The sequence below is a fragment of the Paenarthrobacter sp. 22069 genome (assembly GCF_052046035.1).
GTDB lineage: Bacteria > Actinomycetota > Actinomycetes > Actinomycetales > Micrococcaceae > Arthrobacter.
Genome location: NZ_JBQEQF010000028.1, coordinates 11,139 through 36,239 on the forward strand (window position 1 = coordinate 11,139; position 25,101 = coordinate 36,239).

Below are 25,101 nucleotides of genomic sequence, written 5' to 3' on the forward strand. Positions count from 1 at the left end.
CATGATTTCTCCGTCATGCTTCATACAGGGCCTCTTCCTGGGACGACATTTGGTGCGACTAGACACCGTCATCAAATCCCGGGGAGAGGCCCCCGCCGCTGAAGACGCGGCAGGTTCAGTTGAGGAAGTGGGCAGATCTCATGGTCACCGATGGGCAGTTCTACTGGCCGTCAGTGGGCATTTTCGTGGCCGCCTATGGGCAGTTTTTCATGGCCGCTAACATATGTATTCGTGCATGTCGAGGCGACATCGCAGTCCTCGCCTGTACGCACCACTGGCAATATATGACCCCCGGCATACCGTCGGATGCTTCGATAGCACGCTTCAGCGCCAGGCATTCCGGGGAGAAATCGGCGTCGTAGTCATAGCTATAGAGCGGGAGATTCTTGATGGGGATTTCGTTGAACTCGAGGTCATCCTGGGCAAGCTTTAGTTATATGCGGAGACTGTGACCAGACTTGTCCGGAGGCCGGTTTATTCGGTGACCCACCCGAGCCAGGGAAGAAGATCGTGCACTTCCGGACTGCGATTTGCAGCGGGCGTCCACGAGAGTGACGCAGGAAGGTCCGCGTCGCTGGATTTCTCCGCGGACATGCAGCCGGCCGCGAACAGCCGATCTCGGAAGTAAAGCGCGCGATGCTCGGTTGACCGCATGGGGCAAAACCTGGGACTGAACGGGTGTGACGAGTGCTTGTTCACGTCTAGACCTTCTGTAGAACGATGGATGTAAACGTCTTTCGCTTTGGCCCGGGTGTAAAAGCCTTCCGGGATGCGTGCTTGCCCGTTTGCTGGTTCACACTCGAACTGTGGCATAGGACTTAACAAGAGTGCTGTCGATGCTCCATCGACCGCTCCAACCGTTTTCAAGAATTAGGACTGTTCCGGGTTTGAGCGTGATCAGCGAGCCGTCATCATGAGTCAGTTGGCCTTCTCCTTCGAGAACGCTTATAAATTCCTCGTATCCCTGATGGACGGTGGTGAACTCACCAGGGCTGACCCGCCACAACCCAAGTTCCGTTTTGTCATCGGTGAATAACACGACAGTGCTCGCGGCGGGTGTCCCCTGGATGATTCGTTCGGAAGCAACCGGGACCGGTTTTGGCCAGTGCGCTGAAGAAGCGTTAAGTACGGTGCTCATGCTTTGGTTCTTTCGGAATCTGAGTTGCGCGAACGTGCTTGAAGGCGCTGAATGATACGTCCTGCTGCCCGCTCGCCGCTGCGTATAGCTCCTTCCATTAGGCCAACAAATTCCGGTTCGCTATATTCGCCGGCCCAGAAAACATCTCCAACCGGTTTCTCCAAGAGAGCCGTTCCAGCGGCCGTTACACCTGGGGCGTGGGCGGCATATGCCCCACCAGCCAGCGGATCTTGAGACCATATAGTGGTCAGCGCGGAAGCGTCCTCTGGGATGGTGAGATCGGACCGGAGTGCTCGCGCCTTAGCAACCCACTCCTCCGGGTGTTGCGTAAGGTTGGCGCGGGATATTGCTGATGAGGAACCCATAAAGGCGTTTAGGACTGGGACCACTCCCCCCGATTCATCAGTGGCCGTCCAAGTCCAGTAGCGGCCTTCCACCGACATGACAGCACTTGTGGTGGGCTGAGTTTCCAAAGGGAGGTGCAGTTTTGCAGCATGACCTTGAAGAACGTACTTCAAGGCTGAGTCGCGCGCTTCGTTCGTGGGCAGTGTCACCTGGGGGTGGCGGACTACGGCCAGTGGAAGAGCGACAACTACGGCATCAAAAACCGAAGTGCCGCCATCAGTGGTGACGAGAACGCCCCCGTCACTAATGTTCTCAACCGCTTTCACGGTTTCGCCATAGCGGACTGCATCCCCAAGTGCACCTGCCATGGCGTCGGGCAGCTGCTGATTGCCGCCAGCCACTCGCCAGCTGGGTTTGGGTTCGAACGATGCAATATGCTGCAAGGATTTCGCCGTAACCTCTGATGCGCTCACCGCCGTCGAGATCTCTATGCGGGCACGAAGGGCGTCCACTAGTTCCGGCTCGTCGGGCAGGTCGGCCAGCAGCGCTTCGGCGGTCCCTTGGAGGCCGCTGCTACTGGCTAGTTGCAGCGCTTCCCGCCCGGTACGAATAATGTCATCACAAGTGATGTCAGGCACGTCGCCGGGCTCACGAACGTAGTAGCTCATGCCAGTATCAACCAAGCGAAGCCCGAACTGGGAAAGCAACCGTCGCATTGAGGTATAGCCGTCAAGAACGAATTCCGCACCTCGTTCTATGACATAACAGCCGGTTGACGTGTCAAGCGTTTCGGACCACACCCGACCGCCGGGGCGGTCGCGGGCTTCGAATACTGTGACGTGCTCTCCGGCTTCGGCAAGTTTTGTAGCAGCTGCCAGCCCAGCCAGGCCGGCACCAAGAATCCCTATGCGGCCCATACAGCCATCTCCTTTTCGTTTGTTCAGGGGCGCAGACAGATTGCATCTGCTGCTTCCACCTCAGGCTAGGCCGCTTGGTTCACCGTGAAAATCGTGCGAAAGCGAGAAATAACTGCCGTTTTTGTACTCTTGGACAGTTCTTGCGTAGTCCTGGCACGAAACCTCTAGGGACAAGAGCGGCCGCGGAGCTTAAAGACAAAAGAATACGGTTGTCCTGCAGACAGTTCTTACAGGCGCAGGGAAGACATAATTCAGACTCAAGTACAAAATATGCACCGAAGTCATCCGCAAGAACTGTTTGCGGACCACCCTTCGCGGCTTCATACTCACTGCTACAGGCGTAGGGCCGTGAACTGTTGCTCGAGTTCATACTGAAACAACAGATCCCACAAGAAGCGCTCTCATGTCTGAAAGATTGCCTGGTCGGAAACTCGCGAACCGCTTCGGAAGGAAACCTTGGCATGGCAGCGCACATAGGCTCTTACAACAAGGTCATCACTGTAGATCATCGATATGAGATGGAAGAACGACTCAGCGCCGTGGTCAACGAGGCAATGGTGCACGCGCTCCACACTTCAAATCACGGGATTGTTGTCACGCGTCATGATCAAAAAACGTTCAGTGTCCGTCTTTCGACGGACATTACGCCAAGGACTACCGTCGAACGGGATCTGTGGAGAAACAACATTGGATATTTACCGCACATCTAACGCTCACTGGTTACCTCCGAGCGTGAAGGCCTTTTTATGCACGCGGCCCCGATTGTCTCGCTCCGCGCACCTTGGCCGCAGACTCACGTCTTTCGTGAATTAATCTCCCTCCGCGCCATGTGCAGTGCCCGCAGGGCAATCATCGCTTACAAATCAATCTCTTGAGGACTACAAATGACCGTTGAATCAGCTGTGCTGCCCACCACTCCCCAAGAGCGCGAAGCATCTCTGCTCGCGTCTGTGCCGACGGGCTTGCTGATTGGCGGCCAGTGGCTCGACGCGTCCGACGGCGGCACGTTCGATGTGCGTGATCCTGCTACCGGGGAGGTCCTGACCACTCTGGCTTCCGCCACTAGCGAGGATGCTGTTGCCGCTTTGGACGCAGCTTGCGAGGCGCAAGCCTCGTGGGCGCGGACCGCTCCCCGAGTGCGCTCCGAGATTTTACGCCGTGCTTTTGACTTAGTAACAGCACGATCGGAGGACTTCGCGCTGTTGATGACGTTGGAAATGGGCAAGCCACTCGCGGAAGCCCGGGGAGAGGTCGCTTACGGGGCTGAATTTCTGCGGTGGTTCTCCGAGGAAACCGTGCGGGACTATGGCCGTTATCTCACCACCCCCGAGGGCAAGAACAAAATCCTGGTCCAGCACAAACCCGTAGGACCATGCCTGCTGATAACCCCGTGGAATTTCCCCTTGGCGATGGCTACGCGAAAGGTTGCTCCCGCAATCGCCGCTGGCTGCACGATGGTTCTCAAGCCCGCCAAGCTGACACCCCTGACTTCACAACTTTTCGCCCGAACCATGATGGAGGCCGGTCTTCCCGCCGGGGTTTTGAACGTTGTTTCTTCATCATCGGCTTCAGAGATATCTGGACCGCTGCTGAAAGATTCGCGCCTGCGGAAACTTTCGTTCACGGGGTCCACTCCCGTCGGCAGGCGCCTTATGGCAGAGGCATCGCAAAATGTCCTGCGGACTTCAATGGAATTGGGCGGCAACGCGCCGTTTATCGTGTTTGAAGATGCAGATTTGGACAAAGCTGTAGAAGGTGCCATGGCGGCGAAGATGCGGAATATGGGTGAGGCCTGCACCGCTGCAAACCGGTTCCTCGTCCACGAATCCGTGGCTCAGGAATTCACTCGGAAGTTTGCAGGCGCGATGGGCGCCCTCACCACCGGCCGCGGCACTGACCTTACTTCCCAGGTCGGCCCGCTGATTGACGACGGTGCCCGCGACGACGTCCACGCCCTCGTCAAAGCTGCCATCGATGCCGGGGCCGTCGCCTTGGTCGGTGGGGGCCCCGCGGAGGGGCCAGGCTACTTCTACCAGCCCACTGTCCTTGCCGATGTCCCTAACAATGCGGCGATCCTCAGCCAAGAAATTTTTGGTCCTGTCGCGCCGGTCACCACTTTCACCACTGAACAGGACGCCATCGAACTGGCCAACGCTTCAGAATACGGGCTGGCGGCCTACCTCTACAGCCGAGACTTCAACCGCCTCCTCCGCGTAGCGGAACAAGTCGAGTTCGGGATGGTCGGGTTCAACGCGGGCATCATCTCCAACGCCGCAGCCCCCTTCGGCGGCGTCAAACAATCCGGCCTCGGCCGCGAAGGCGGCACCGAAGGCATCGCCGAATACACCACCACCCAGTACATCGGCATCAACGACCCGTATGAGAACTAAACGACTGCCGGCGTCACTGGCCGACGGAACGAGTGGATAATGCGGCTCGCTAGGATACAAACGAACGCAGGCCCTCAGCATGCAGTGCTGCGGGACGGCAAGTGGCACCACCTGACTGACCCGTTTGCCAAGGTCATATCCTTTACAGGTCAAGTTACGCCTGCGGAAGGGGCGAAGCTACTTGTTCCCGTTCTTCCCTCCGTGCTCATTGGAATGAGTCACAACCCCCCGGGGAAAAAACATCCGCTCCCCGTGCAGGCATGGCACAAATCAGTCCATACGCTTGCGAACCCGGGTGATCATATTCACCCGGTTCAAGACGCAGGTGCAGTACACGCTGAGGGGGAGCTGGCAGTAGTTATTCGCAAAAGCACTGTCGGATTAACTGCCGAATCTGCGATGGACTATGTGCTGGGTTACACGATTGCAAACGATGTCACAAACGCGGACCAGGGACTTGTCGACGAGAAACTTTTCCAAGCCAAAGCCGGGGTAAATTACACACCTCTTGGACCCTGGATTGAAACAGAAATCAGTGATCCTGACAAAGTCAGCATCACTGTCCGCGTGAACGGCCGAGTTGTAGCCGACTCCGGGTCCTTCAACCTACCCACGAGCGTGCTGGACTGCCTCGTATACGTCACCCGTTGGACGGCTCTTGAGCCTGGCGACATCGTGATGACGGGTGCACCGGGGACATTCGCTGCTATTAGCCGGGGAGATCGCGTTCAAATCAGCCTCGGGGGAATAGGCACTTTAACCAGTCCTGTCACCTGAGCGCCATAAAGGGCCACTCAACGAACGGACGGTCAGAGACAGGCCCGGGAAGTGTCAACGCCTAGCATTGGCCTTGATCAAGGTGCCCAAACAGTACTACTCGCTCCGGGCACATTACTGGTCCTTCACAGATGAGCGTGGTTGGGACCTCTGACGCCAGTGCCGGGAGTGTGTTCTGATGACGCTGCGGCATGGTGCGGAGGCGAGAGCTCAGGTGCAACTTTGAATTGGCAGCGACCAAGCTTCCAAATAACAAAGTGACCCTGCTATGCCCAATGCTACTTCCTGCCCGGGCGGTGCGAGCGGGCCGACGCCCTTCTTGATGTGGAAGGTATCCACGTCTGCTCTGTCACAGCGGCCGGGACCGGCCTGGTTCTGCGCGTGGAGACAGCACAAACTGTCAGTGGCAGTCCGGACTGCGGCATCGTCGCGATCGGGCATGGCCGCCGACCGTCCGGCTCCATGACACCCGTGTTTCGGCCGTCCGGTGCGACTGCTCCGGGCCAAGCGAGTCTGGCGGTGCCCGGACCCGGATCGCCCAAGAACCGCGTTCACCGAAGAGCACGAGTTGGCCTGGCCCCGGGCAGAACTCACTGCCAGGACCGTGACATGGGCGGCCGACGGCCTGCAGCGTTTCGACACCTCGGTCTCCGCCCTGGCCCACCAGCTCCGCGTCTCCTGGCACACTGCCTGGGACGCCATCAAGGCAGAAGCCGCCCGGCGGATCACAACGGCCGGCAGGCTGACAGGAGTGGACGCTCTCGGCGTTGACGAGCCCGTCTGATCCCATACCGGACCACCTGGCGCTGGTATGGACACCAGGGTCATGGATCACGTCCGCGACCCCAAGGTGTGGTCCACGCCAAGTTGCTGGACCTTGTTCCGGGCCGTTCCGGTAAGGCCTACACGGACTGGCTCAAAGAACAGGGAGGGGAATTTACGGCAGGCATCAAAACCTTGGCGCTTGATCCGTTCCGCGGCTTCGCCAACGTGATTCGCAACGAACTGCCCGAACCGCCACCGTCCCGCACGCGTTCCGAAATTTCATTTAAGAAGAAGGTCCCGTTCGGCCGCCTCAACAACGTTGGCAAGGAGCATCGCCCGCGTCATAGGACCCACTCCGCCGGGATTGGGCGAGATCCAGGAGGCAACACGCAAAGTGTCGGCAGCAACGTCTCCGTTAAGGACGGCCTTGCCGGTGCTGGCATCAGTGTTCCGCGATACTCCGACGTCTAAGACGATTGACCCCTGTTTGAGGTTTTTGCCTTGCACCATACCCGGTACCCCGGCTGCGGCCACGACAACATCTGCACGCTTAAGCAGCTTAGGCAGATCAACGGATCCGGTATGGGCTGAAGTGACAGTTGCATTGCACGCGCGCCGTGTTAGCAGCAGACCCAGGGGCCTACCAACTGTCACTCCACGACCGACGACAAGCACCTCCAAACCATTGAGAGAGATCCCGTGTCTGGTCAGCAGCTCCACGATTGCGTTAGGGGTGCAGGGCAGAGGAGAAGTAAGATCCCCGCTGACGTTCAGTACGAGTCTTCCAAGGTTGATCGGATGGAGACCGTCAGCATCTTTTTGAGGGGCTATCCTTTCCAAGACAGCGTTTTGGTCGATGTGCGGGGGCAACGGCAGCTGAACTATGTAGCCTGTGGTTCGGCTATCTTCATTCAGCTCATCCAGTACGCTCTCCAATTCCCCTTGAGAAATTGTGGACGGTAAATCCCTACGAATGGATGCAATTCCCACTTCAGCACAATCTCTGTGCTTCCCCGCCACGTATGAATGGCTTGCCGGATCATCGCCGACGAGAACTGTACCCAACCCAACCGTCTTGCCAAGGTCCTTTAACGCTGCAACGCGACTTGCGAGATCAGTTTTTACGACAAGAGCTGTTGCCTTGCCGTCAAGGATTTTGCCAGTGTTCGCCAATTGGCCCTCCGGTTTTTGCATCGCGTCCTTAGCCATGGGCCTTCCATTCAATGATCGTGTGAGACTCCGGCTGTCCATAAGCCGCCCTGTCGACATCTGAGTTCATCTCAGGGGATTTTGAAGGACGCGGCTCTACCCGCGGAGTCGTTCGCCCTTGGGATCGTAAAACGGCCGCCGGGAGACCTTCGCGGGGTAATTCTGTCCCTTACACTTGACCTCAAAGTCACCCGAGAGGTCTACGCCAGGGTCAATAGCGGCAATTCCGACTGCTCGTCCCAAGGTGTGGCCATAGCTGCCGCTCGTCATGCGTCCCACGGGAAGGCCGTTGCAGTAGACCGTCTCGTCATGTACGAACACTGGATCCGGATCTTCCAAGGCCACATACACTGTCCGATGGTCAGGCGCTGCAGGATCGAGCTTCAGGAGGGCGTCCCTGCCCACGAAGCCTCCCGGTTTGTCCATGGAGATCGTGAAACGAAGGCCTGCCGAATACGGATCATCGATAGGCCCGATATCGTGGCCCAAGTGCCTGAATCCCTTCTCGCTGCGCAGTGAATCCAATGCGTGATAGCCGGCCATTTTCACTCCCAGATCCTGCCCTGCTTCCCACAGCGCATCCAGTACGTTCACTGCTATATCGGCGCTCGGATACAACTCGTAGCCTAATTCGCCAACAAAGCTAACGCGGAGACTATAGGCATAGCCATCGGCAATTTCGACCATGCGTCCGTGGGTGTATTTCTGTGCCCCGTCGGACCAGTCCTCTGGGGAAACCCTGCTAAGAAGTTCTCGGCTCTTGGGCCCCATGACTCCGATGGTTGCCAGAGCCGCCGTGCAGTCAAACACTGCGGCTGCTTTTCCCCGTGCGACTCGTTTGAGGTATGCGGCCGTCTTTTGCTGCGTGAACGATGGCGTAACGATCAGGAACCGGTCACGGCCGAGACGAGTGATGGTTCCGTCCAGTTCGATTCCCGCTCGATCATTCAAGAAGAGCGTATAGACGGCTTTATCAGTCTCAACGTCGACGTCTGCTGTTGCTGCCATCTGACAAACTTCGAGGGCATCAGGGCCCGCAACTTCGAACTTCGCGAATGGACTCAGATCGAAAAGGACCACACCCTCACGCGCCGCTTCATGCTCCTCGGCTACGCGGTCGAACCAGGTCGGACGTCCATAGCTGTAGTCATAATTGGGAGACGTTCCTGGGTCCCCGTACCAGTTCGCCCGTTCGCCGCCGTTTACTTCACCAAAGCAGGCACCGAGCTCAGCCAGACGCCCGTGAAGGGGCGTTCGACGAACGTTGCGGCCCGTCTCCATTTGGAGGTTCGGCCAGTGCATTGCGTACAGCCGTCCCAGGCCCTCTTTGGTTCGTGCATTAAGATACTTGCGATTGTTTTGGTGTTCCGCGAAGCGCTGTACGTCGACCGAGGATGAGTCAAAGCCGGGCGTTCCTGAAATGACCCACTCGGCCAACTCCTTGCCGATGCCGGGAGCAAAGATGATGCCCTGAGAGTTGAAACCCGCTGCGACGAAGAGGTTAGAAAGTTCTGAGGTTTCGCCCACGGCAAAGTTGGCATCCGGAGTGAAGCTCTCCGGGGCATTCAGAAATCGATCGAATCCCGCTGAAGCAAGAGCCGGCACTACCGCTTCGGCCTTGGCTCTAATCGGAGCGAAGTGTTCCCATTCCGGCCCGAACTCGGCGAAACCGCTGGATGGGATTTCCTTAAGCGGCCTTGGAAGCCCGTCAGGCTCAAATGCACCGACCAGGAGCCTCCCTGCCTCGTGACGGATGTAGTAGCTGTTGTCTAGGTCCCGATATACGGGCAGTTCAGCGACAGCCCCGTCAATCTCTGCGGATCGGACATGGATGTGTTCGGCAGCGTACAAGGGGACCTTCACATCGGCAGTGGCCGCGAGATCCCGAGTCCACAAACCGCATGCCAGAATCAATCGATCGCAGTGTACGATTCCTTGGTCCGTGAGCACGCCGACGACGAGATCACCCTGGCGAAGGATTTTTTGGACGGATACGTTTTCGCGTATTTGGGTCCCCAGGCCGTACGCGAGTTTAGCGAGAGCCACTGTTGCGTGTCCGGGATTGATATGACCATCGTCAGGTAGCAGGAGCGCTCCGGCGACTCCTGAGGAGGAGGCCAGGGGCCACAATTCCTCGTAACGGTCCTGACTCAGCCATTCAGTCCGTATCCCCTGCTGGTCGGCCACGTCCTTTGCATATAGAAGCTCATCAACGCGGCCAGCGGTCCGCGCAACGCTAAGGGAACCGGAACGTTGAAATGAAACGTCCAGACCTGACATCTGCTCGAGCTGGCTGTAAAAGTCCAAACCGTACTTGGCCAGTTTCGTCATAGTCGTGGTGCCGCGGGCTCCTGTGACCAGTCCTGCCGCATGCCAAGACGTGCCGCTGCCCAGGACATTGCTTTCCAAGAGCAGAGTGTCGTTCTCACCTGCAGCTGCAAGATGATAGGCAATACTTGCACCTATGATTCCCCCACCGACCACAACTGTCCGCACGTGCGTCGGCATTGGGTCGTGAGAAGTATCCGTAAACATCGTCGCGCTGATTGTGCGGTCGACAAGCCTGTCCATTAGGGGCCTCTTTTCTGCTCAGGTCAGTGCACGACCCAGGCACGGGATGGTTGTGCTTATTTGAAAACGACGGTGCGGTGGCCGTTTAGGAGGATTCGCTGTTCGGCGTGCCACTGAACAGCCCGGGACAGTGCTAGTCGCTCTGCGTCCTGACCTGTCACTGCTAGTTGAGCTGGGCTGTATTCATGTCCGACGCGGAGGACTTCCTGCTCAATGATGGGTCCCTCGTCCAGTTCGGCCGTGACATAGTGTGCCGTCGCCCCGACGAGCTTTACCCCGCGGTCAAATGCTTGGTGGTAGGGCTTGGCGCCCTTAAATCCGGGAAGAAATGAATGGTGGATATTGATGGCCTTGCCGAAAAGTTCGCGGCAAAGGTCGTCGCTGAGCACCTGCATATACCGGGCTAAAACGGTTAGATCCACGTGATGTTCTGCCAGGAGAGCCAGGAGCTTTTCCTCTGCTTCTTGCTTGGTTTCCGGTGTCACTGGAATGTGGAAGAACGGGATGCCATGAGCGTCTGCAACTTGCTGGAGAGTTGTATGGTTTGAGGCGATGAACGGAAAATCCACCTTAAGTTGTCCGGAGCGCCAACGGAAGAGTAAGTCGTTGAGGCAATGCTCAGCTTTGGAAACGAGCAATGCAACCTTGGGCCGATCGGCGGCATCAACCAGCGTCCACTCCATCTCGAATGTGGAGGCCAGAGCGAGAAAAGCTTTTTTCAGGTCGCCAACGGATAGGGCCGCTGGGCAGGACACCTGCACGCGCATGAAGAATCTGTCTTCTGCGTTGTCGTCGAACTGCTGACTGGCAAGAATATTGCAGCCGTGGGATACCAGGAACCCAGAGACAGCATGAACGATTCCAATCCTGTCTCTGCAACTGAGTGAAAGAATTACTTGGCGGAATTGGGCGTTTTCCATAGGACTCCTATTGGGAGATTTAGTTCGTTGGGGTGCCCGTGCGGGGAGGGACGGTTTGGACAGTGCCTAAAACTAGGCTTAGCCCTGCCATCTGCACCTGCATCCTGCCTCGACCATACGGCCCAAAATTCGGCGCGACCATGCAGTATTTGTATGAAAAGATCATAGTTTTCATACTCCAGAAGGCTGACAACTGAGAAAGCGGGAGCTTTCTGTGCACGTGTGGGTGCTGGCCTCACCGTATGCCTAGTCACGCCCACACTGCGCCGGTGTCGGCGACGCGCATAGGGGCCCTTGGCGAGCCGTGCTGCCGTCGCCCCGCTACACCGAGACTAGCGCCCCACAGCTGACACCTGGCGTCACCGCCTGCCAGAGCCACGCGATTACCTGGTCGAAGGAGCCGGCTTGGCCCAAATGCTCACAGGCACCAAACCGAGTCACCTTGTGCTGTTCTCCTGAAATCGTTGGCAGTCGGCTTCCCCAAACAGGGAGGGCACGACGCGCGACCGTCTATGGCGCGGAATGACCGAATAGCAACTGCTTCCATAAAACCGCTCGTGCCAGCCCAGGTTGGTCGGGCTGCCGGATTCATGAAGGCTTCTACATCCGTGGCGGATTGCGTGGCGCAACTGTCAAGACGGATTCTGAGACGTAATCGACCATGCGGCAGATCGCAGGCCTCCGTACACCGCCCATATGAATCACGAGCGATGTTGCAATGAAAAGGCTCCCGCCCAGGGGGACTGGACGGGAGCCTCTAGGCTTTGGGGCAATTTCGGAGAGTGCTGCCCGTCGCCGCAGTTGAAGCAAAGCGCCGTGGCCTGCCTGCAGTTAGTAGTGCAAATGAGGCCCCTACGTGGAAACCGCAGTCTTCCTCTTAATCCGGACGGACGCCACAAAGCCGATGAGGAACACGGCAACCGTCCCGATCATTACATAAGGCAGTGCGCTCAGCGGCCCCGCCACGGGGTACAAGATTCCATTGACGTAAAGCCAAAGGACAGTAGCCGATGCCAGGACAGCTCCAATGTTGACCAGAACGGACTTCCTAGGGCCGGTGCGGTTCAACAACACCGCACCGCCGATGCAGATGAGGAAGTATGGAATTACCCAGAAGTAGACCAACAACGTAGCGATATAACCATATATTTCCAGCGGCGCGGCTGATGTTAGCCATAGCATCACTGGGGGACCAACAAGCGAAGGAATTCCAAGGAAGCCAATAGCCGCCACTGGACTCTTGTGGCGCTTGCTGACCCTGGTTAATGCAGAAGGTAGGAGCCCGTCTGAAGCAGCACTGACAACAACTCGCGATCCGTAGTTGAAGAAGCCGATGAGGCTGGCGAAGACGGCAGCGGCAAGTACCAGGTCACTGATGTTCGACAAAAGGCCTACCCCTGCTGCTTCAGCTAGTACCGCATTCGGTGAGACACCAAGGGCAAGTTGATCAGCGGAATCGACAAGGGTGGGTACCTGGATCACTGTGGCAGCAAGGAAGGCCGTGCCGAGGACGAGGGGAACCACCATGATCGCCCGAGGAATAGCGCGGGTCGGGTTTCGGGTTTCAGCGCCAAGGGCTGCGCTGCTTTCGAAGCCGATGAAGAATGTCGAACCTATTGCTAAACCTTGGAGGAAACTGTTGAAGGTGAAATCGCTGAGGCTAGCTTGCCCCAGCAAATCGATATTTCCTGCGAAGGCGGTTGCTACGGTGATAGTCAACATGACCGGTACGGAAACGACTGTGAGGATTACGCTGGCCCGGACGGACACATCCAAGCCACGATAGGCGATACCCATGGCCACCAGCGCGGCCAGGACATAGATAACCAACTGAGTGTCCGGTCCTGCTGCGCTAGGCAGGCCCACGGACATGAGGAAACTTCCGATATACAGGCCCAGCGATACGACCAGAACCATAACTACAACTATGTAACCGGGCACCATGGCTGCCGCGATAATGAGCGGACTCCACGAGCCGAACACGTGGCGAATATACGAATAGAGAGACCCCGTCCCGATATACCGTCGCGCGAACACGGTGATAAAAAGCCCGATGATTGTGAAAGCCACGACGGAAGCGGCCATCGCTAACCACGAGGAACGCCCTGTGTAAGAGGCGAGAAACGCTGGCACTGCTGAAAGACCGACAGCGGGGATGAAGGACGATATTGAAAGTCCCATCACCTGCGAGCCGGTAAGGTGCCCTAACTGCAGATCTGCGTGGGCTGTATCTTGAGTCGGTGGGCCGTAACCACCGCCTGCTGATGCTCCTGCGTTTTCACAAGAAGTTTGCAAAGCTGTACGCCTTTCAGGTGAGTCGAGGCCACGGAGCGGCTACGACGCGTAAGTGTAATTTTCTTTAGAACCTTGTTAAGGCAGCGGGTGAGAAGATGCGTCCTTACACCTACTCGATAGTGACTTCGACGCGGTTGGTTCACGACTGATCTGTTTGTTCAGCCCGAGTCGTTCGCCGGTATTTTTTCAGCGCCTCACCAACTGGCCCAGCCTTTCGGCAGGATGCTATCCAGAAGGGGTTGAGTCTTGCTGTTCTCGCACGAATGAGAGCACCGCCCTCCCGCCTCACGGAGAAACCAAGTGAAGCCGCCGGTCAACCTCGACGATCGATACGCAGGGATCGCTTAAAGAAGCGTCACGTCCTCGCTAGGGTGCTCCCAGGGGGGGCTCAGAACCGTTCAGCACAGCTTTGGGAGTCGAGCCATGAGGGGAGTCGATCCGCCGAAGTCATTCGTTAACTCCCCTTACAAAGGCCACACATTACGCAGCCGCTCCCGGGGTCCGAAATTGGGCTAGTGAACAAATTGTGGGCTGCCTTCGTTCTTTAGTACTAATTCTTCCCTCATCCACCAGTACTAAGATGCACGTATGGAACAGCAAATGCTGACGGTCAGGGATCTTGTTACTGCCCAAAGTCTGGGTACGAAGGTAATTGCCGGCGCGGGCGGCCTTGACCGGCAAGTTCTCTGGGCGCATAGCTGTGAGTTGAGTGACCCCGACCGCTGGCTCGGTCCGCATGAGTTACTGATGACCGTGGGTTTGTGCGTTCCACGAAGTGCCGAGGAACAACGGACTTTTATTGGCAAGCTTGACGAGGCCGGCCTTGCCGGTGTTGCCTTCGGGGATCACCCAAGTCTTCCCCCTCTCACGCAGGAACTATACGAAGAAGCAGAGAAACGCTCCTTTCCTGTGCTTCTTACGAACGATGCCACTCCCTTCGCCGCAATCGGGCGAACAGTTGCTGCTGCTACGGCCACTACCCAAACCATGCAAGTACTCAAGCTCAGCAAGCTCTACCAGTTGTCCACCTACGCCCGTACTGATCCGGTACGGATGATGAATGATTTGCAGGCGCTTCTTAGGGCTGGGCTCAGAGTCTTGGATGAGCAAACAGGGCTCCCAATTGTGGAGGGCACACCGCTGGAATCCATGCTCTCTTTGGCACGTGAACGCACCTATGCGCTCCCGGGGGACAATGACTCCCGGCTCATGATTTTGGAATACCCCGGGGAGGAGGTCAGCAGTTTCCTGCTAATCCACGTCCTGCAAGTGGTGGATGTCGCCTTGAGTCAACTTTTAAGGACTCTTCGACGCCGTGCGGAACGCTCCGCGCAAATGCTAGCGTCCGTCCTGGAAGGGCGGAGCCCGGAAGGCTTGGAGACCCTGCTTGGCCCGGGCGGCACTTCACTGGGATATCAATTTGTTGCAGTGGCAGCAGAGGACGGCAACAAGGTCGCCCGAGCCGCCTCCATCAAGTCACTGCCAATCCTGGCTGGCTCCGGAGGCAATTCGTTTTTTGTCCTAATGCCCGAGCAGAGCCGAAATGAGGTCAGGCAGCTGCTCCGCCGCCTCGACATCCGGGCCGGAGCATCGTCAACTTACCTTGACCTGCGGGATGCTAAAGCAGCTGCCGATGAGGCCGCAAAGGTTTTTTCATCCGGTGGGACGAACGACCAATGGACCGATTTCGTCGGAGTCCCTGTATCGCTGCTTACTCGTTCCAAAAAGGAAGCTTGCGCCATTGTTCAACAAGTGCTGGGTGGGCTTGCGGCTGCAGATCCTAAATCGACTGCTCTGCGTGAAACACTTTTCGCCTTCCTTGCCCACGACCGCAGCTGGAATGAAACGGCAGCCGCTCTCGGAATCCACCGTCAAACCTTGTCTTACAGATTGACCAGAATCAAAGAGGTCACAGGGCGAGACATCGCTTCTTCAGCGGATTTTTCGGCCTTCTGGCTCGCGTTTCAAGCCTGGCCGTCCTACTCGTCCAAATCCGACTGAACCCTACTGTCAAGTGCGATTCCAGCTGCTTTTCTGGAAGAGAGCCGTACCAAGGTTGGCGTCCCTTCCCGGTAGTTACGATCCATAACCTCTGCCTTTGAAATCAACAGTTCCCACTGGGAGTCCTAGGAATCACACAAAAAGCGCTCATAATTTTGGCTTTCGGTATCATGACTGCCGCCGCCGGAACGTCTAACTTCGATGAACAGGGGTTGTCGTTGGTTTCATGAGATACGGCAACCCCTGCGCAACAAGAACCGTAACCCAATTTACTTGCACCTTTCTATGGGTTGATACCTGTTCTTGCGCAGGTCAAGTCCCTGTAGTTAAGCCCTCCCCTTACCCTCTCGTCCACGAGAACCTGGGCTTGAGGAACAGAAAGGTCCGATAATGACAGCAACAGTTCCGGCCGGACACATCACAAAACCGGTCAGCTCCGTCCCCAGCCTGGGATGGCACCCTTACCTTTCACTTGAGCCTGCCGGTTCTGGTTGCGAAGAGCATCCGTGCAGATTTTGCAACATTCCGGAGACCGATTGATGTGTCGGGGAAGGGCAGGCAAGGGGCTGTGCTGTGCGTAACGGTATTCAACACGCCCGCGCAACGCCGCCGATACTATACATGCGCCCTCTAGCCAGAGGTACATCCCGTTTGACACGTGTGCAAATGAAGTTGCGAAGCGAGGGACTGCAGTTAGGTCGCGTCGTTTTTCGCTGGTCCTCGATTTGTCCAAACTGCAGGCGCCGCCGGAGAATGATCAGCACTTACCGGGGTGGATGTCGCGGACGCTGCGGACGCCCTTGGCGTCGAAGATGATAGCCTTTCACCTGCAGGCTGAGGAGGCACATGATTCGTTTCGCGGGACTTGCTTCTAGCTAGAAGCGGCAAGGGCCCGCGGCTGCTATGTTCAGAGAAGGTTATCCAGGACCTGTCAATTCCGATATCGGCACCTCGCCACAACTAACTTGCTCCTTTGACCGGTCAGGACCGAAAATACTTCACGGCTGGAGCAGAGGCGGGCGCTCTCACTGCGATGCATCCTGTCGAGGGTATTCGAGTCCCCCGTGGGCACAAGTAATCTCCACTGGCGCCCTTTCCGTTTCGGCAGCAGCTCTTCGACCCTTTGTATTTGACTGGCAAAGCCCGCTAGCAGCAGCCGGTAGGCCGGTCATCAATCCCAGCCAGCTCCATTGGTCATCGCTCGAAGCTGGCCCAGACCAAGTCTCTCTACGGCCAAATAGGGCCACAAGCAACCAATCCAACAGCGGTAGTAATGCCACGCAAGAACTTCCTTACTTCACCGACTCAGGCGTGCTCTCCCAACGCCAAAGTACCTACCGAACATGGGTTGCAGCACCTTGACCTACAACAGGCGATTCATCTGCTCTATGGTGTCGATGTCCTCGCCAGTGGATTCATCACTGCAATCGACAAGGTCTACGAGCCACGGTTTCCGCTGCAAGAAAACCCGAGCCCCCGCATCCCCGCTAACAGTGCTAGCCACCGCTGACCTGAGTTGCGCATCGATCACCATGGGGTGACCCCTACGGAGCACTCCATCGTTTTCCATGGCGCGATACGCAGCCGAAGTAATGCGCCTCGGCCGATGGGAGAGGAGTAACCGATGAACAATGGCGACGGTAAGCCCTGGCTGATCTACCAGAGCTACGAGGAGGTGGTTATTTGGATGTGCTTCGGCATCACCGGCAAGGTAGGAACTTCCCATACCTGAGGACCAGTGGGAGTTCACCACCACCCGATACGGTTCAAGGTCTGCTTCGGCGCTAACCGCTTGTGCATCCGCTCCAAGAACAACCACAACCTCCTGACATCCGCCGGCACGCAGCGTGTGAGCGGCTGCCTCAACCAGAGTGCGGCCGCGGTACGGCAGGAGTGCCTTAGGACCACGCCCAAGACGTGTTCCGGCGCCGGCTGCCAGCAATAAGCCCGTTACCCGCGCCAAATCCCTGTCCTCCTGCGGGGGGTTCCTATGCGCCGCATGAAAAAACTGTCAGGTCCCATTGCCTGGTGCGATTCTGACGCAGCCTATAGTCAGTGCAAAGGATTAGCTTTCTCTCCCCCAGCCCTTCTAAGCGGATCCAGATAATCCCAAGGGAAGGAGCACTCGTTTCCACGACGCCGGAGTAGCGTGACGTGTAATCTTCAATTACCTGGATCCGGTCGCCCTCCCCTAGCATTTCCAAATCAAGTAGCTGGCCTTCGTCAAGTCTGCTGGGTGTGCGGTCTTCCGCTGACTTTGAAACCACCACGGCCTTGGTTGCCACCAACGCCTGCCACTGTCGGGTGTCTTCAAAAGGTTGCGTAGCCGACTCTTTTAGGTGCGGCATGGCTAGGCCGGGTCCGAGTGCACAGCGCCAGCCGAATCGCGCAGAGGGCGGCCAGTCCCTTGCCACCGTTTCGCAATTATTTCTGCCACAACTGACACTGCTGTTTCCTCCGGTGTCCGACCGCCGAGATCAAGTCCGATCGGACTATGAAGCTCGGCAATCTGCTTCTCCATTACTCCAGCCTCCAAGAGGCGGTTGAGTCGGTCCTCATGTGTCTTTCGAGAACCCATGGCACCTATGTAGGAGGGCCTGTATTCTTCTTCCAGCCGCAAAGCGATATCCAGGACAGGGACGTCGAACTTGTGATCATGGGTGAGAACACAAATGACCGTTCGGTTGTCCACCTTTCCCGCCGAAACTTGTTCCTGAAGGTAAACGTGAGGCCACGCTACGATCACCTCGTCAGCTCCAGGAAAACGGGCGGCGGTCGCAAATACTGGGCGGGCATCGCAGACGGTCACATGAAATCCGACCATTGACCCGGCCCGCGCGACTGCGGCGGCAAAATCGATGGCTCCAAAAATGATCATTCTGGGCTTCGGCTGATAGGAAGAAACAAAGACCTTCGCGCCCGTTTCCATGCGTTCTCCTCGGGGACCGTAGGTGAGCACCTTGGATTCGCCGGAAGCCAGCAGGCCCCTTGCATCGTCAGCCACTGCATGGTCCAGCATATTGCTGCCAAGGCTGCCTACAGCGTGGGTCGGCCAAACCGCCAGCCGCTTTCCCAGTATTTCAGGCTGGTCATGTTCGACGACGGTCGCTGTGGCAACAGGGTTACCGTTCTGGACGTCCTGGACGATCGTCCTGATTTCTGGGTAACTTTCCTTGGTGACTCGTTCAACGAAGACGTCGATTATTCCGCCGCAGGTTAGTCCAACCGCTACAGCGTCATCGTCGCTATAACCAAAGCGTTGCAGAACAGGGGTACCGTCTTCGATGACATCCTGCGCGATTTGGTAAACAGCTCCTTCAACGCAGCCCCCGGAAACTGAGCCGACGGCTTCCCCAGCGGTGCTTACAGCCATCGCAGCGCCCGCCGGCCGCGGGGCAGATTTAGACGTGCTGACGACGGTGGCGAGGGCGAAGGTTTCTCCGCGCCTCGTCCACTCTGCCACTGCTTCAATAACGTCACGCATTTGCTATCCGATCTGCTAGGTCCCTGAAAGCAGCCATGGTGTGGCCCGCGACCAGGGCATCGATGTGCGGGAGAACGGCCTTAATGCCGCTTTGTATAGGTTCATATCCAGATTTTCCCCGGTGGGGGTTGGACCAGATAACACGATGGGCCAGGCGATGGAGACGGGATACCTGATGCGCAAGATCTCTGGTATCCCCACGTTCCCAGCCATCACTTGCGATCACAACTACAGACCCTCTGAGCATTGCGTGTTGTCCCCAGAGGGCGATGAAGGCCTCTAGGGCTTCGCCCAGCCGGGTGCCTCCAGACCAATCCGGCACAGCGAATCCTGCGTCCAACAGCGCCACTTCCGGATCCGGGTGCTGCAACGCCGCCGTCACCCTGGTCAGGCGTGTGCCAATGGAAAATACTTCTGTGGTGTCGGCGTTGGTGGCTAAAAGCCGATTACCGAAGCGAAGAAAACTATCAGCGTAGGCTTCCATGGATCCCGAAACATCCACAATCAAGACAACTCGGCGGGGCTTTTTCGTTCGGAAGCGATACTGCAGTTGGCCTGGTTCGCCGCCTCTTTTTAGGTGGTCTCGGACAGTGTGTGCCGGATCAATGCGCTTGTGGCGATGGGTCCGCTTGTAACGAGCCCTTCTTAGCGGTGCTTTAATAGGCAGAGCAGCAAAGGCCTCTACAAGGTACCTCTTTTCCTCCGCCGACATGAGGGCCACATCTCTGTGTTGCAGGGATTCATCCCTGCTAGCCAGTGCAATCTGTTGCTCAAGTTCCGGCTGAGGGCTGTCGCCGCCTGCTGCGTCGGGCAGGCTTGCTTCCTGTCTCTCCGAAAGGGGCACAGGTACCGGAGGCTCGGATGAAAACCACAAGCGGAACGCCCGGTCGTAAGTCTCAAAGTCCGACCTGCTCTTACACAACGTAGCGCGTCCGGCCCAAAAAACCTCGTTGCGACGCTGGAGATCCAGAACGTTTAGGGCCTCAAGGTAAAGGCCGACCTGTTCTGCCCCTACGGTCATCCCCTCATGTCTAAGCGCTCCTACGAAGCCATAGAAAATTTTCAACCCTACTTGTGAGTGCATCGCCAACACCATTCACGTTAGGTAGGAAAGATGGTTCTCAAGGTGCTCAGGATCAGCTCCCTGTCGTCTTGGTCTTTGCAGAGGGCGCCAATAGTTAAGCCTGCACTGTCGGCGTCGATGTCCTGCCCGCCAAGGCGGTTCAAAGCCTGGGCCCAGTCGAGCGCCTCGGCTACCCCAGGGGAACGCCTCAAGCGTCCCTCGTTGCGCAAGGACTGAACCACGTCGACCACCTGCTGCGCCAGCTTCTCGTCCATGCCGGGCAGCCGGGTCCTGATAATTTCCAGTTCGCGGGCCGGCTCTGGATGGTCGATCCAATGGAAGTAGCATCGCCGTTTCAGAGCCTCGTGTAACTCGCGAGTCCGGTTGGAGGTCAGGATTACGATGGGTGGAACAGTAGCGGTGATAGTGCCCAACTCGGGTATGGATATTTGGTTTGACGCGAGCACTTCCAGGAGGAAGGCTTCAAATTCGTCGTCCGCCCGGTCAACTTCGTCGATGAGAAGAACGGCCGGCCCCCCCTGCAGGGCCCGAAGAATTGGTCGTGGCAGCAGGAACCGTTCGGTGTATAGGGACTGCTCTAGTTCCTCCGCACTCGTTGCCGAATTTGCTGCTTCCAGTGATCGCAAGTACAGAATCTGACGTGAAAAATCCCAGTCGTAGAGCGCCTGGGTCGATTCGATGCCCTCGTAACACTGCAGTCGGATCAACGGGATCCCCAGCATCTTAGCTAAAGCTTCAGCCAAGGAGGTTTTGCCCGTGCCGGGAGCACCTTCAACAAGCAACGGCTTATTCATGGCAACAGATAGAAAGACGGTGGTGGAGAGACCCTCGTCAGCCAAGTAGTTGACTGCCTTAAGCCGCGCCGCCATCTCACCGGGGCTTTCCGGTTTGGTCACATTGTCGTTACTCATTGTTTCGCCTTGCTAGTCGGTTTTAGAGGTCGTGGAGTGCGGCTTATGGCGATGTGAATTTATGCAGACACTGCATACAAGCAGTCGACGAGGGTCCACCGTCGTACTCAAACGTAAGAACAGCCGGTTCCGGGATGCCCCGCCCTATCGACAAGGCAGAACACCCCGAAGCCGGACCGCTCGAAGTGGCCCCCTTGCTATTCCTGCAGGTTGCTCACGACCATAGTCTTACCCTTAGCAACCCAGATATCTGCCCGCCGGTCGTTAAGCACCGGGAAAGAAGTGCGCAGATCGTTCAACGAATCGAAATCGAGACGCGCCTTGAGAACGGTTTCCTCTTTCTCTGCCTGCGCCAAGATATTTCCGTTGCCGTCCACGATCTGACTGTGACCACCCAACTCCACCTTCTGGTCAGATCCTGTCATGTTGCACTGGACGACAAAGGTCTGATTCTCGATTGCCCGCGCGCGCCCCAGGGTCTGCCAGTGCTGAACTCGCGAAAGTGGCCAGCAGGCCGGTACCACATTTAGCGCCGCACCCTCCGCTGCGATATGCCGATACAGCTCAGGAAAACGAAGATCGTAGCATGTGCTAAGCCCAGTGATGGCCGTCGCGCGTTCCGTCTGCAGCTCCACGATCACGGGCTCGTCTCCCGCTGCTATCAGCTTTGGCTCTCCGTCGGAAAATCCAAATCGATGGATCTTTTTATAGGTGGCACGGATGGATCCTGCAGGGTCAAAAAGAACCGATGTATTCCACATGTCAGAAGCGGCACTGCTTTGCTCCGTCACCATGAAAGAGCCGGCATGCAGCCAGGCCTTTTTTTCCCTGGCCATTTTGGACAAGAAGGTGAACACCTCACTGTGCAGCGAGATCGCGTTCGTTCGCCAGCTGTCGTAGGAGAACCCGCCATGAAGCCAGAGTTCAGGCAGAACGATCAGGTCCGCTTTGTCGATGCCAGAAATCAAGTCCTGCGTACGCGAAATCCTGTCCTCGAGGAGCTCTGTCGAATCAAAGCTCACCTGAACAGCTGAGACGTCAAGCTGCCCGCTATTTGGGACCAATCCACGAACATTCATCGATTCAGGACTTTCGGTTGCTTCCGGCCGCAACACCTGCCGAGAAGACTGCAATCAGTGCAGCAACGACAGAAATAATTGCAGGGAGCCATTTTCCTACTTCGGGAACCTCGACCTGAGTGCCAGTGCCCTTTTTAGCGGCGCGGGTTTCCTTCGCCAGCTTAATGAGGTCCAGAGCTTCTTCGGGTTCCGCCTGACCAGGCTGCTTTAGTTCCCTTCCTGCGGCTCCGTCAGCTTTTGAGAGCTCTGTCGATGCTTCGCTCCGGGACTCGCTTCCTGAAGTCATCTCCACAGCCAACCTTTGAGCGAAGACTCCAAGGATGGCCGTAGCCGCCTCGTTGATCACACCTCGCCCGAACTGAGCGATTTTTCCAGTCATGTCCAGCTCCGTCTGAACAATGACGGTTGCGCCATTGGCCTCAGGCTCAAGCCGTGCGGTGATGGTCGCGGACATGTTCCCTTGCCCACGAGCATCCTTGGCACGAGCTTGGATTACTGCGCGCCGTCCCTTTTCATCGACCTCAATGAAACGGGCAACGCCAACATACTCGGCCGTAATCGGGCCGACCTTGATCTTCGCCTTGCCCTCGTACTCATCACCGTCAACGCTGGTGATGGAAGCGCCGGGAAGCATAGGCGCGATTCGCTGCAGGTCCAGCAGGACGGGCCACGCCTCGTCCGGCGGGACAGGCACGGTGAAAGTGTTAGTCATCTCCATGATCGGTTTTCCTTAAAAGTTCTTGACTACGGATGGTTCATCCACTGCGGGGAGCCCAAATGCGAAGTCGGGGTTTCCAGGCTCAAAGCTACCCCCGTGCTGTAGACGGGACGCCATTCTTTTCACTTTCTGGAGATAGGCGTTCCCCTGCTGCAGTTGCCTGGTTTCCCACCTCTGCAGGGATTCCTGCAGATTGTCGTTCTCCGTAAAGACTTCTGCAAGAGTACGTGCGTCGTCACAGGCTTTAGCTCCACCCGCAGCAGCGTGAGGCCTTGGGGTCACCGCCGCGTCTCCAATCAACAGAACACGGCCATGAACCATGCGCTCGACAGTGGCATCTGCAACAACAGTCACAAATGGGGATGAAGCTTTGAGTACGAGGTCCCTGAAAGGCGCGAAGAGACGCTCACCCTTGCTATGGAACTGACGCAGATTGTGCGGATTCAGTGAGTTGTTGTGGACAGACGTTGGGAGCCTGATGCCGCGAACGTCCGTCATGAGTTCGTCGAGGTCAGCTCCTTCAGGGACGTTCCAATACCACTGAAAATTCAAACGCGGCGACTCTGAGTTTTCCCGGCCCGGAATGGGGTAAGCGATGAGGTGACCATCATTCAGAAGCCCATACGTGAACTTGTCGTTAAAGTAGTTCCACACATCGTCGGAAACTTCGCCCGGCTGGAGCACCCCTCGCCAGGTGACGTATCCTGCGTACTTCGGTTCAATGCCCAGCAGGCGTTTGCGAACTACTGATGCTCCGCCGTCAGCGGCGATCAACCAGTTCGCCTCGGCCTGGGTACCGTCTGAAAAGCGCAACTGTACGGCGTCGGAATCCTGGTTGAGACCGACGAGGCACTTACTGGTGTGGTAACGCTCCGGCCCAAACAGTTCGTAAAGCGCTCCGTATATCGAGTCGTAGCTAGTGAAGCGCCAGTCTGCAGGAACGGACCCGAAGCTTTCTCCAGTCAGTGCGTCGACATATTCCATGGATGACGACGGAACACTGATCGAGTCCAGCTCGACACCCTGCTCCAGCAAGTAACGAACAAGCTCCGGCTGGACGACAATGCCAGTGCCGAAGCCCGAGAGGGGCTGGGGCGACCGTTCATAGACATCGACCTCAACGCCCGCATCTCGAAGCATCAGCGCTGCCGTTAGCCCAGATATCGAACCTCCAACTACCGCAATACGTTCGGTTGTCGGGCTCATGCGTCCTTCCTTAATGCCATGGCGAGCGGACGCATTGGGGCGCCGCTCGCTCCCCGAAGACGGATAGGAGCAGCGATCAGGCAAAATTCCTTTACTCCATCCGCTGCCAGTTCCTCCAGGTTCAACAGTTCCACCATGGGCACACCTGCTTCCGCAAGGAAGTGGGTATGCCCGGGAAGCCAGTTGTCTTCATGCTCCGACGGGCCTACCTCCACGCATTCCTGGTCAGCACCAATTGCAGAAATGTTTTGGCTTGTAAGCCAGCGGGCAGCATCCAAGCTCAGTCCCGGAGGGTTTCCAAGAGTCTTAGTTCCATCCGGCCAATGACGCATACGTCCGGTACGAACCAAGGGAACATCCCCTCTCTGCAATACGAGGCCCGCTTTTTCCAGTGCCTCTTCAATATCTGCAGTGGTGATGGCGTAGGAATCAGGCAGGCACTCTACGTTCTTTAGGCCAGCAATATCCAGCAACACGCCGCGGGTGATGATTGGGGGAATCGTCTCCGCTCCACCCTTGGTCCAGGTCCGACTGCCCAAATTCTCTTCCGGTTTGTACCCGTTATAGATCTGTCCGTCGACGCCGAAGTGGTTCAGCGAATCGATGTGAGTCCCGGTGTGGGTATACATGAATACAACATCTCCGGAGTAGCACACGTGCCTGTTGACAGCCTCGCCGACACCGTTGAGGTTATCCACCACCGTGCCCTGAGGGGTGTGGCTCATGAAGATTTGGTAGCTGGGATCGCCAGCTCCCTGAAAGCTGGGCATCCCTACGAAATAGTCAACGCTGAGGTCATAAACCCGCGAGGGGTCCGCCCGCTGAAGAACGTCTGCCCGAACAGACTCGTCGAGGAGGTTTAATGCTCCCCTCTCGTCGTCGGGGCCCCAAGGGCTAATCCCTACCTTCACGTCAGCAGTCTGGCTCATCAGAACGCCTCAACTTCGTAGTCCACTACAGCCCTGTCCGCGAACATCGGCATAAGTGTCGCAACTACCTCAAGGTGAAAGGGATCGGTGGAGTACTTGTCCAGATCAGCCCAGCTTGCAAAATCAGAAATCAGGACACCATCCCACGGCGCACCGTTATCGCCAGGGTCGCCCGAATGAGTGCCGATCTCCCAGCCTTGAATGAAACCCAGACGCGGCGGAAGGGTGTTGAGAATTTCAACAATCTCCTCCTGGTTGCTTCCTTCGGCTACGCGCCATGCAAATACGTGTCGAACTTTAGTCATCAGTTGACCTCTCATGTGTGTCTTGGATTACCCGCCGGGTTGTATGTTCAGTTTCGT

The 25,101-nt window shown here is 57.1% G+C and carries 19 protein-coding genes and 1 pseudogene; 4 read left to right on the top strand and 16 right to left on the bottom strand.

All coding sequences use genetic code 11. From position 1 onward, the window contains the following. Positions 1 to 295 precede the first annotated feature (295 nt). The 3 genes and pseudogenes from ACTJK0_RS18740 to ACTJK0_RS18750 form a co-directional block, all read right to left on the bottom strand. Positions 296 to 433 (bottom strand): annotated as a pseudogene (locus tag ACTJK0_RS18740) (ACP phosphodiesterase); the annotation flags it as partial. Between the two features lie 360 nt (positions 434 to 793). Beyond that, on the bottom strand, positions 794 to 1,138 hold the full coding sequence (locus ACTJK0_RS18745; protein ID WP_159630049.1) for a cupin domain-containing protein: 345 nt from the start codon (positions 1,136 to 1,138) through the stop codon (positions 794 to 796). Continuing rightward, positions 1,135 to 2,400: a flavin monoamine oxidase family protein gene (locus ACTJK0_RS18750; RefSeq protein ID WP_159630047.1), complete on the bottom strand. Its 1,266-nt coding sequence runs from the start codon at positions 2,398 to 2,400 to the stop codon at positions 1,135 to 1,137. The genes ACTJK0_RS18745 and ACTJK0_RS18750 overlap by 4 nt, the downstream gene beginning before the upstream one ends. Before the next feature lie 884 nt (positions 2,401 to 3,284). On the opposite strand from ACTJK0_RS18750, the gene ACTJK0_RS18755 reads away from it, so the two are divergent. The 3 genes from ACTJK0_RS18755 to ACTJK0_RS18765 all read left to right on the top strand — a co-directional run bounded on the left by ACTJK0_RS18755 (position 3,285) and on the right by ACTJK0_RS18765 (position 6,351). Beyond that, positions 3,285 to 4,790, top strand: coding sequence for an NAD-dependent succinate-semialdehyde dehydrogenase (locus tag ACTJK0_RS18755; protein WP_159630043.1), 1,506 nt, complete (start codon positions 3,285 to 3,287; stop codon positions 4,788 to 4,790). Positions 4,791 to 4,874: 84 nt separating this feature from the next. After that, positions 4,875 to 5,567, top strand: a complete 693-nt coding sequence (locus ACTJK0_RS18760) for a fumarylacetoacetate hydrolase family protein (RefSeq protein WP_236560689.1) — start codon at positions 4,875 to 4,877, stop codon at positions 5,565 to 5,567. 568 nt (positions 5,568 to 6,135) lie between these two features. Continuing rightward, complete coding sequence (locus ACTJK0_RS18765; protein WP_223917530.1) at positions 6,136 to 6,351, top strand: hypothetical protein; 216 nt, start codon at positions 6,136 to 6,138, stop codon at positions 6,349 to 6,351. 260 nt (positions 6,352 to 6,611) lie between these two features. On the opposite strand, the gene ACTJK0_RS18770 is transcribed toward ACTJK0_RS18765, so the two are convergent. The 4 genes from ACTJK0_RS18770 to ACTJK0_RS18785 form a co-directional block, all read right to left on the bottom strand. After that, positions 6,612 to 7,541 carry a bifunctional methylenetetrahydrofolate dehydrogenase/methenyltetrahydrofolate cyclohydrolase gene (locus tag ACTJK0_RS18770; RefSeq protein WP_159630035.1) on the bottom strand — a complete coding sequence of 310 codons (930 nt, stop codon included), beginning with the start codon at positions 7,539 to 7,541 and terminating at the stop codon, positions 6,612 to 6,614. Between the two features lie 96 nt (positions 7,542 to 7,637). Continuing rightward, positions 7,638 to 10,112 (bottom strand): GcvT family protein, encoded by a 2,475-nt coding sequence (locus tag ACTJK0_RS18775; RefSeq protein ID WP_159630033.1) that lies wholly within the window; start codon positions 10,110 to 10,112, stop codon positions 7,638 to 7,640. 56 nt (positions 10,113 to 10,168) lie between these two features. Beyond that, on the bottom strand, positions 10,169 to 11,032 hold the full coding sequence (gene purU, locus ACTJK0_RS18780) for a formyltetrahydrofolate deformylase (RefSeq protein ID WP_159630031.1): 864 nt from the start codon (positions 11,030 to 11,032) through the stop codon (positions 10,169 to 10,171). Between the two features lie 852 nt (positions 11,033 to 11,884). Further along, positions 11,885 to 13,213: an APC family permease gene (locus ACTJK0_RS18785; protein ID WP_159635063.1), complete on the bottom strand. Its 1,329-nt coding sequence runs from the start codon at positions 13,211 to 13,213 to the stop codon at positions 11,885 to 11,887. Between the two features lie 702 nt (positions 13,214 to 13,915). Between ACTJK0_RS18785 and pmfR the strand changes: the two genes are divergently transcribed. Beyond that, a complete protein-coding gene (gene pmfR, locus ACTJK0_RS18790) occupies positions 13,916 to 15,328 on the top strand; it encodes a transcciptional activator PmfR (protein WP_223917529.1) in 1,413 nt (470 codons plus the stop codon). 1,363 nt (positions 15,329 to 16,691) lie between these two features. On the opposite strand, the gene nboR is transcribed toward pmfR, so the two are convergent. The 9 genes from nboR to ACTJK0_RS18835 form a co-directional block, all read right to left on the bottom strand. Beyond that, on the bottom strand, positions 16,692 to 17,291 hold the full coding sequence (gene nboR / locus ACTJK0_RS18795) for a nicotine blue oxidoreductase (RefSeq protein WP_159630021.1): 600 nt from the start codon (positions 17,289 to 17,291) through the stop codon (positions 16,692 to 16,694). 387 nt (positions 17,292 to 17,678) lie between these two features. Next, complete coding sequence (locus ACTJK0_RS18800) at positions 17,679 to 18,812, bottom strand: XdhC family protein (protein ID WP_159630019.1); 1,134 nt, start codon at positions 18,810 to 18,812, stop codon at positions 17,679 to 17,681. Next, entirely contained in the window at positions 18,805 to 19,833 is a 1,029-nt protein-coding gene (locus tag ACTJK0_RS18805) for a vWA domain-containing protein (RefSeq protein WP_159630017.1), read from the bottom strand. Before ACTJK0_RS18805 ends, ACTJK0_RS18800 begins: the two co-directional genes overlap by 8 nt. A gap of 80 nt (positions 19,834 to 19,913) precedes the next feature. After that, the gene (locus ACTJK0_RS18810; protein WP_159630015.1) at positions 19,914 to 20,807 is read right to left on the bottom strand and encodes an AAA family ATPase; all 894 of its coding nucleotides are present in this window, start codon (positions 20,805 to 20,807) and stop codon (positions 19,914 to 19,916) included. Positions 20,808 to 21,004: 197 nt separating this feature from the next. After that, positions 21,005 to 21,829: a carbon-nitrogen family hydrolase gene (locus ACTJK0_RS18815; RefSeq protein ID WP_236560688.1), complete on the bottom strand. Its 825-nt coding sequence runs from the start codon at positions 21,827 to 21,829 to the stop codon at positions 21,005 to 21,007. Positions 21,830 to 21,890: 61 nt separating this feature from the next. After that, positions 21,891 to 22,604, bottom strand: a complete 714-nt coding sequence (locus ACTJK0_RS18820) for an SRPBCC family protein (protein ID WP_159630013.1) — start codon at positions 22,602 to 22,604, stop codon at positions 21,891 to 21,893. A gap of 12 nt (positions 22,605 to 22,616) precedes the next feature. Next, positions 22,617 to 23,810: an FAD binding domain-containing protein gene (locus ACTJK0_RS18825; RefSeq protein ID WP_159630011.1), complete on the bottom strand. Its 1,194-nt coding sequence runs from the start codon at positions 23,808 to 23,810 to the stop codon at positions 22,617 to 22,619. Then, positions 23,807 to 24,739, bottom strand: coding sequence for a cyclase family protein (locus ACTJK0_RS18830; protein ID WP_159630009.1), 933 nt, complete (start codon positions 24,737 to 24,739; stop codon positions 23,807 to 23,809). Before ACTJK0_RS18830 ends, ACTJK0_RS18825 begins: the two co-directional genes overlap by 4 nt. Next, positions 24,739 to 25,044: a Dabb family protein gene (locus tag ACTJK0_RS18835; protein WP_159630007.1), complete on the bottom strand. Its 306-nt coding sequence runs from the start codon at positions 25,042 to 25,044 to the stop codon at positions 24,739 to 24,741. The genes ACTJK0_RS18830 and ACTJK0_RS18835 overlap by 1 nt, the downstream gene beginning before the upstream one ends. Positions 25,045 to 25,101: the final 57 nt, after the last annotated feature.

Bases quoted from the DNA above. Each gene is read 5' to 3' on its own strand.
- ACTJK0_RS18745 (WP_159630049.1), bottom strand. From the start codon at position 1,138: ATGAGCACCGTACTTAACGCTTCTTCAGCGCACTGGCCAAAACCGGTC.
- ACTJK0_RS18750 (WP_159630047.1), bottom strand. From the start codon at position 2,400: ATGGGCCGCATAGGGATTCTTGGTGCCGGCCTGGCTGGGCTGGCAGCT.
- ACTJK0_RS18755 (WP_159630043.1), top strand. From the start codon at position 3,285: ATGACCGTTGAATCAGCTGTGCTGCCCACCACTCCCCAAGAGCGCGAA.
- ACTJK0_RS18770 (WP_159630035.1), bottom strand. From the start codon at position 7,541: ATGGCTAAGGACGCGATGCAAAAACCGGAGGGCCAATTGGCGAACACT.
- ACTJK0_RS18775 (WP_159630033.1), bottom strand. From the start codon at position 10,112: ATGGACAGGCTTGTCGACCGCACAATCAGCGCGACGATGTTTACGGAT.
- purU (WP_159630031.1), bottom strand. From the start codon at position 11,032: ATGGAAAACGCCCAATTCCGCCAAGTAATTCTTTCACTCAGTTGCAGA.
- ACTJK0_RS18785 (WP_159635063.1), bottom strand. From the start codon at position 13,213: ATGGGACTTTCAATATCGTCCTTCATCCCCGCTGTCGGTCTTTCAGCA.
- pmfR (WP_223917529.1), top strand. From the start codon at position 13,916: ATGGAACAGCAAATGCTGACGGTCAGGGATCTTGTTACTGCCCAAAGT.
- ACTJK0_RS18800 (WP_159630019.1), bottom strand. From the start codon at position 18,812: ATGCGTGACGTTATTGAAGCAGTGGCAGAGTGGACGAGGCGCGGAGAA.
- ACTJK0_RS18805 (WP_159630017.1), bottom strand. From the start codon at position 19,833: ATGACCGTAGGGGCAGAACAGGTCGGCCTTTACCTTGAGGCCCTAAAC.
- ACTJK0_RS18810 (WP_159630015.1), bottom strand. From the start codon at position 20,807: ATGAGTAACGACAATGTGACCAAACCGGAAAGCCCCGGTGAGATGGCG.
- ACTJK0_RS18820 (WP_159630013.1), bottom strand. From the start codon at position 22,604: ATGGAGATGACTAACACTTTCACCGTGCCTGTCCCGCCGGACGAGGCG.
- ACTJK0_RS18825 (WP_159630011.1), bottom strand. From the start codon at position 23,810: ATGAGCCCGACAACCGAACGTATTGCGGTAGTTGGAGGTTCGATATCT.
- ACTJK0_RS18830 (WP_159630009.1), bottom strand. From the start codon at position 24,739: ATGAGCCAGACTGCTGACGTGAAGGTAGGGATTAGCCCTTGGGGCCCC.
- ACTJK0_RS18835 (WP_159630007.1), bottom strand. From the start codon at position 25,044: ATGACTAAAGTTCGACACGTATTTGCATGGCGCGTAGCCGAAGGAAGC.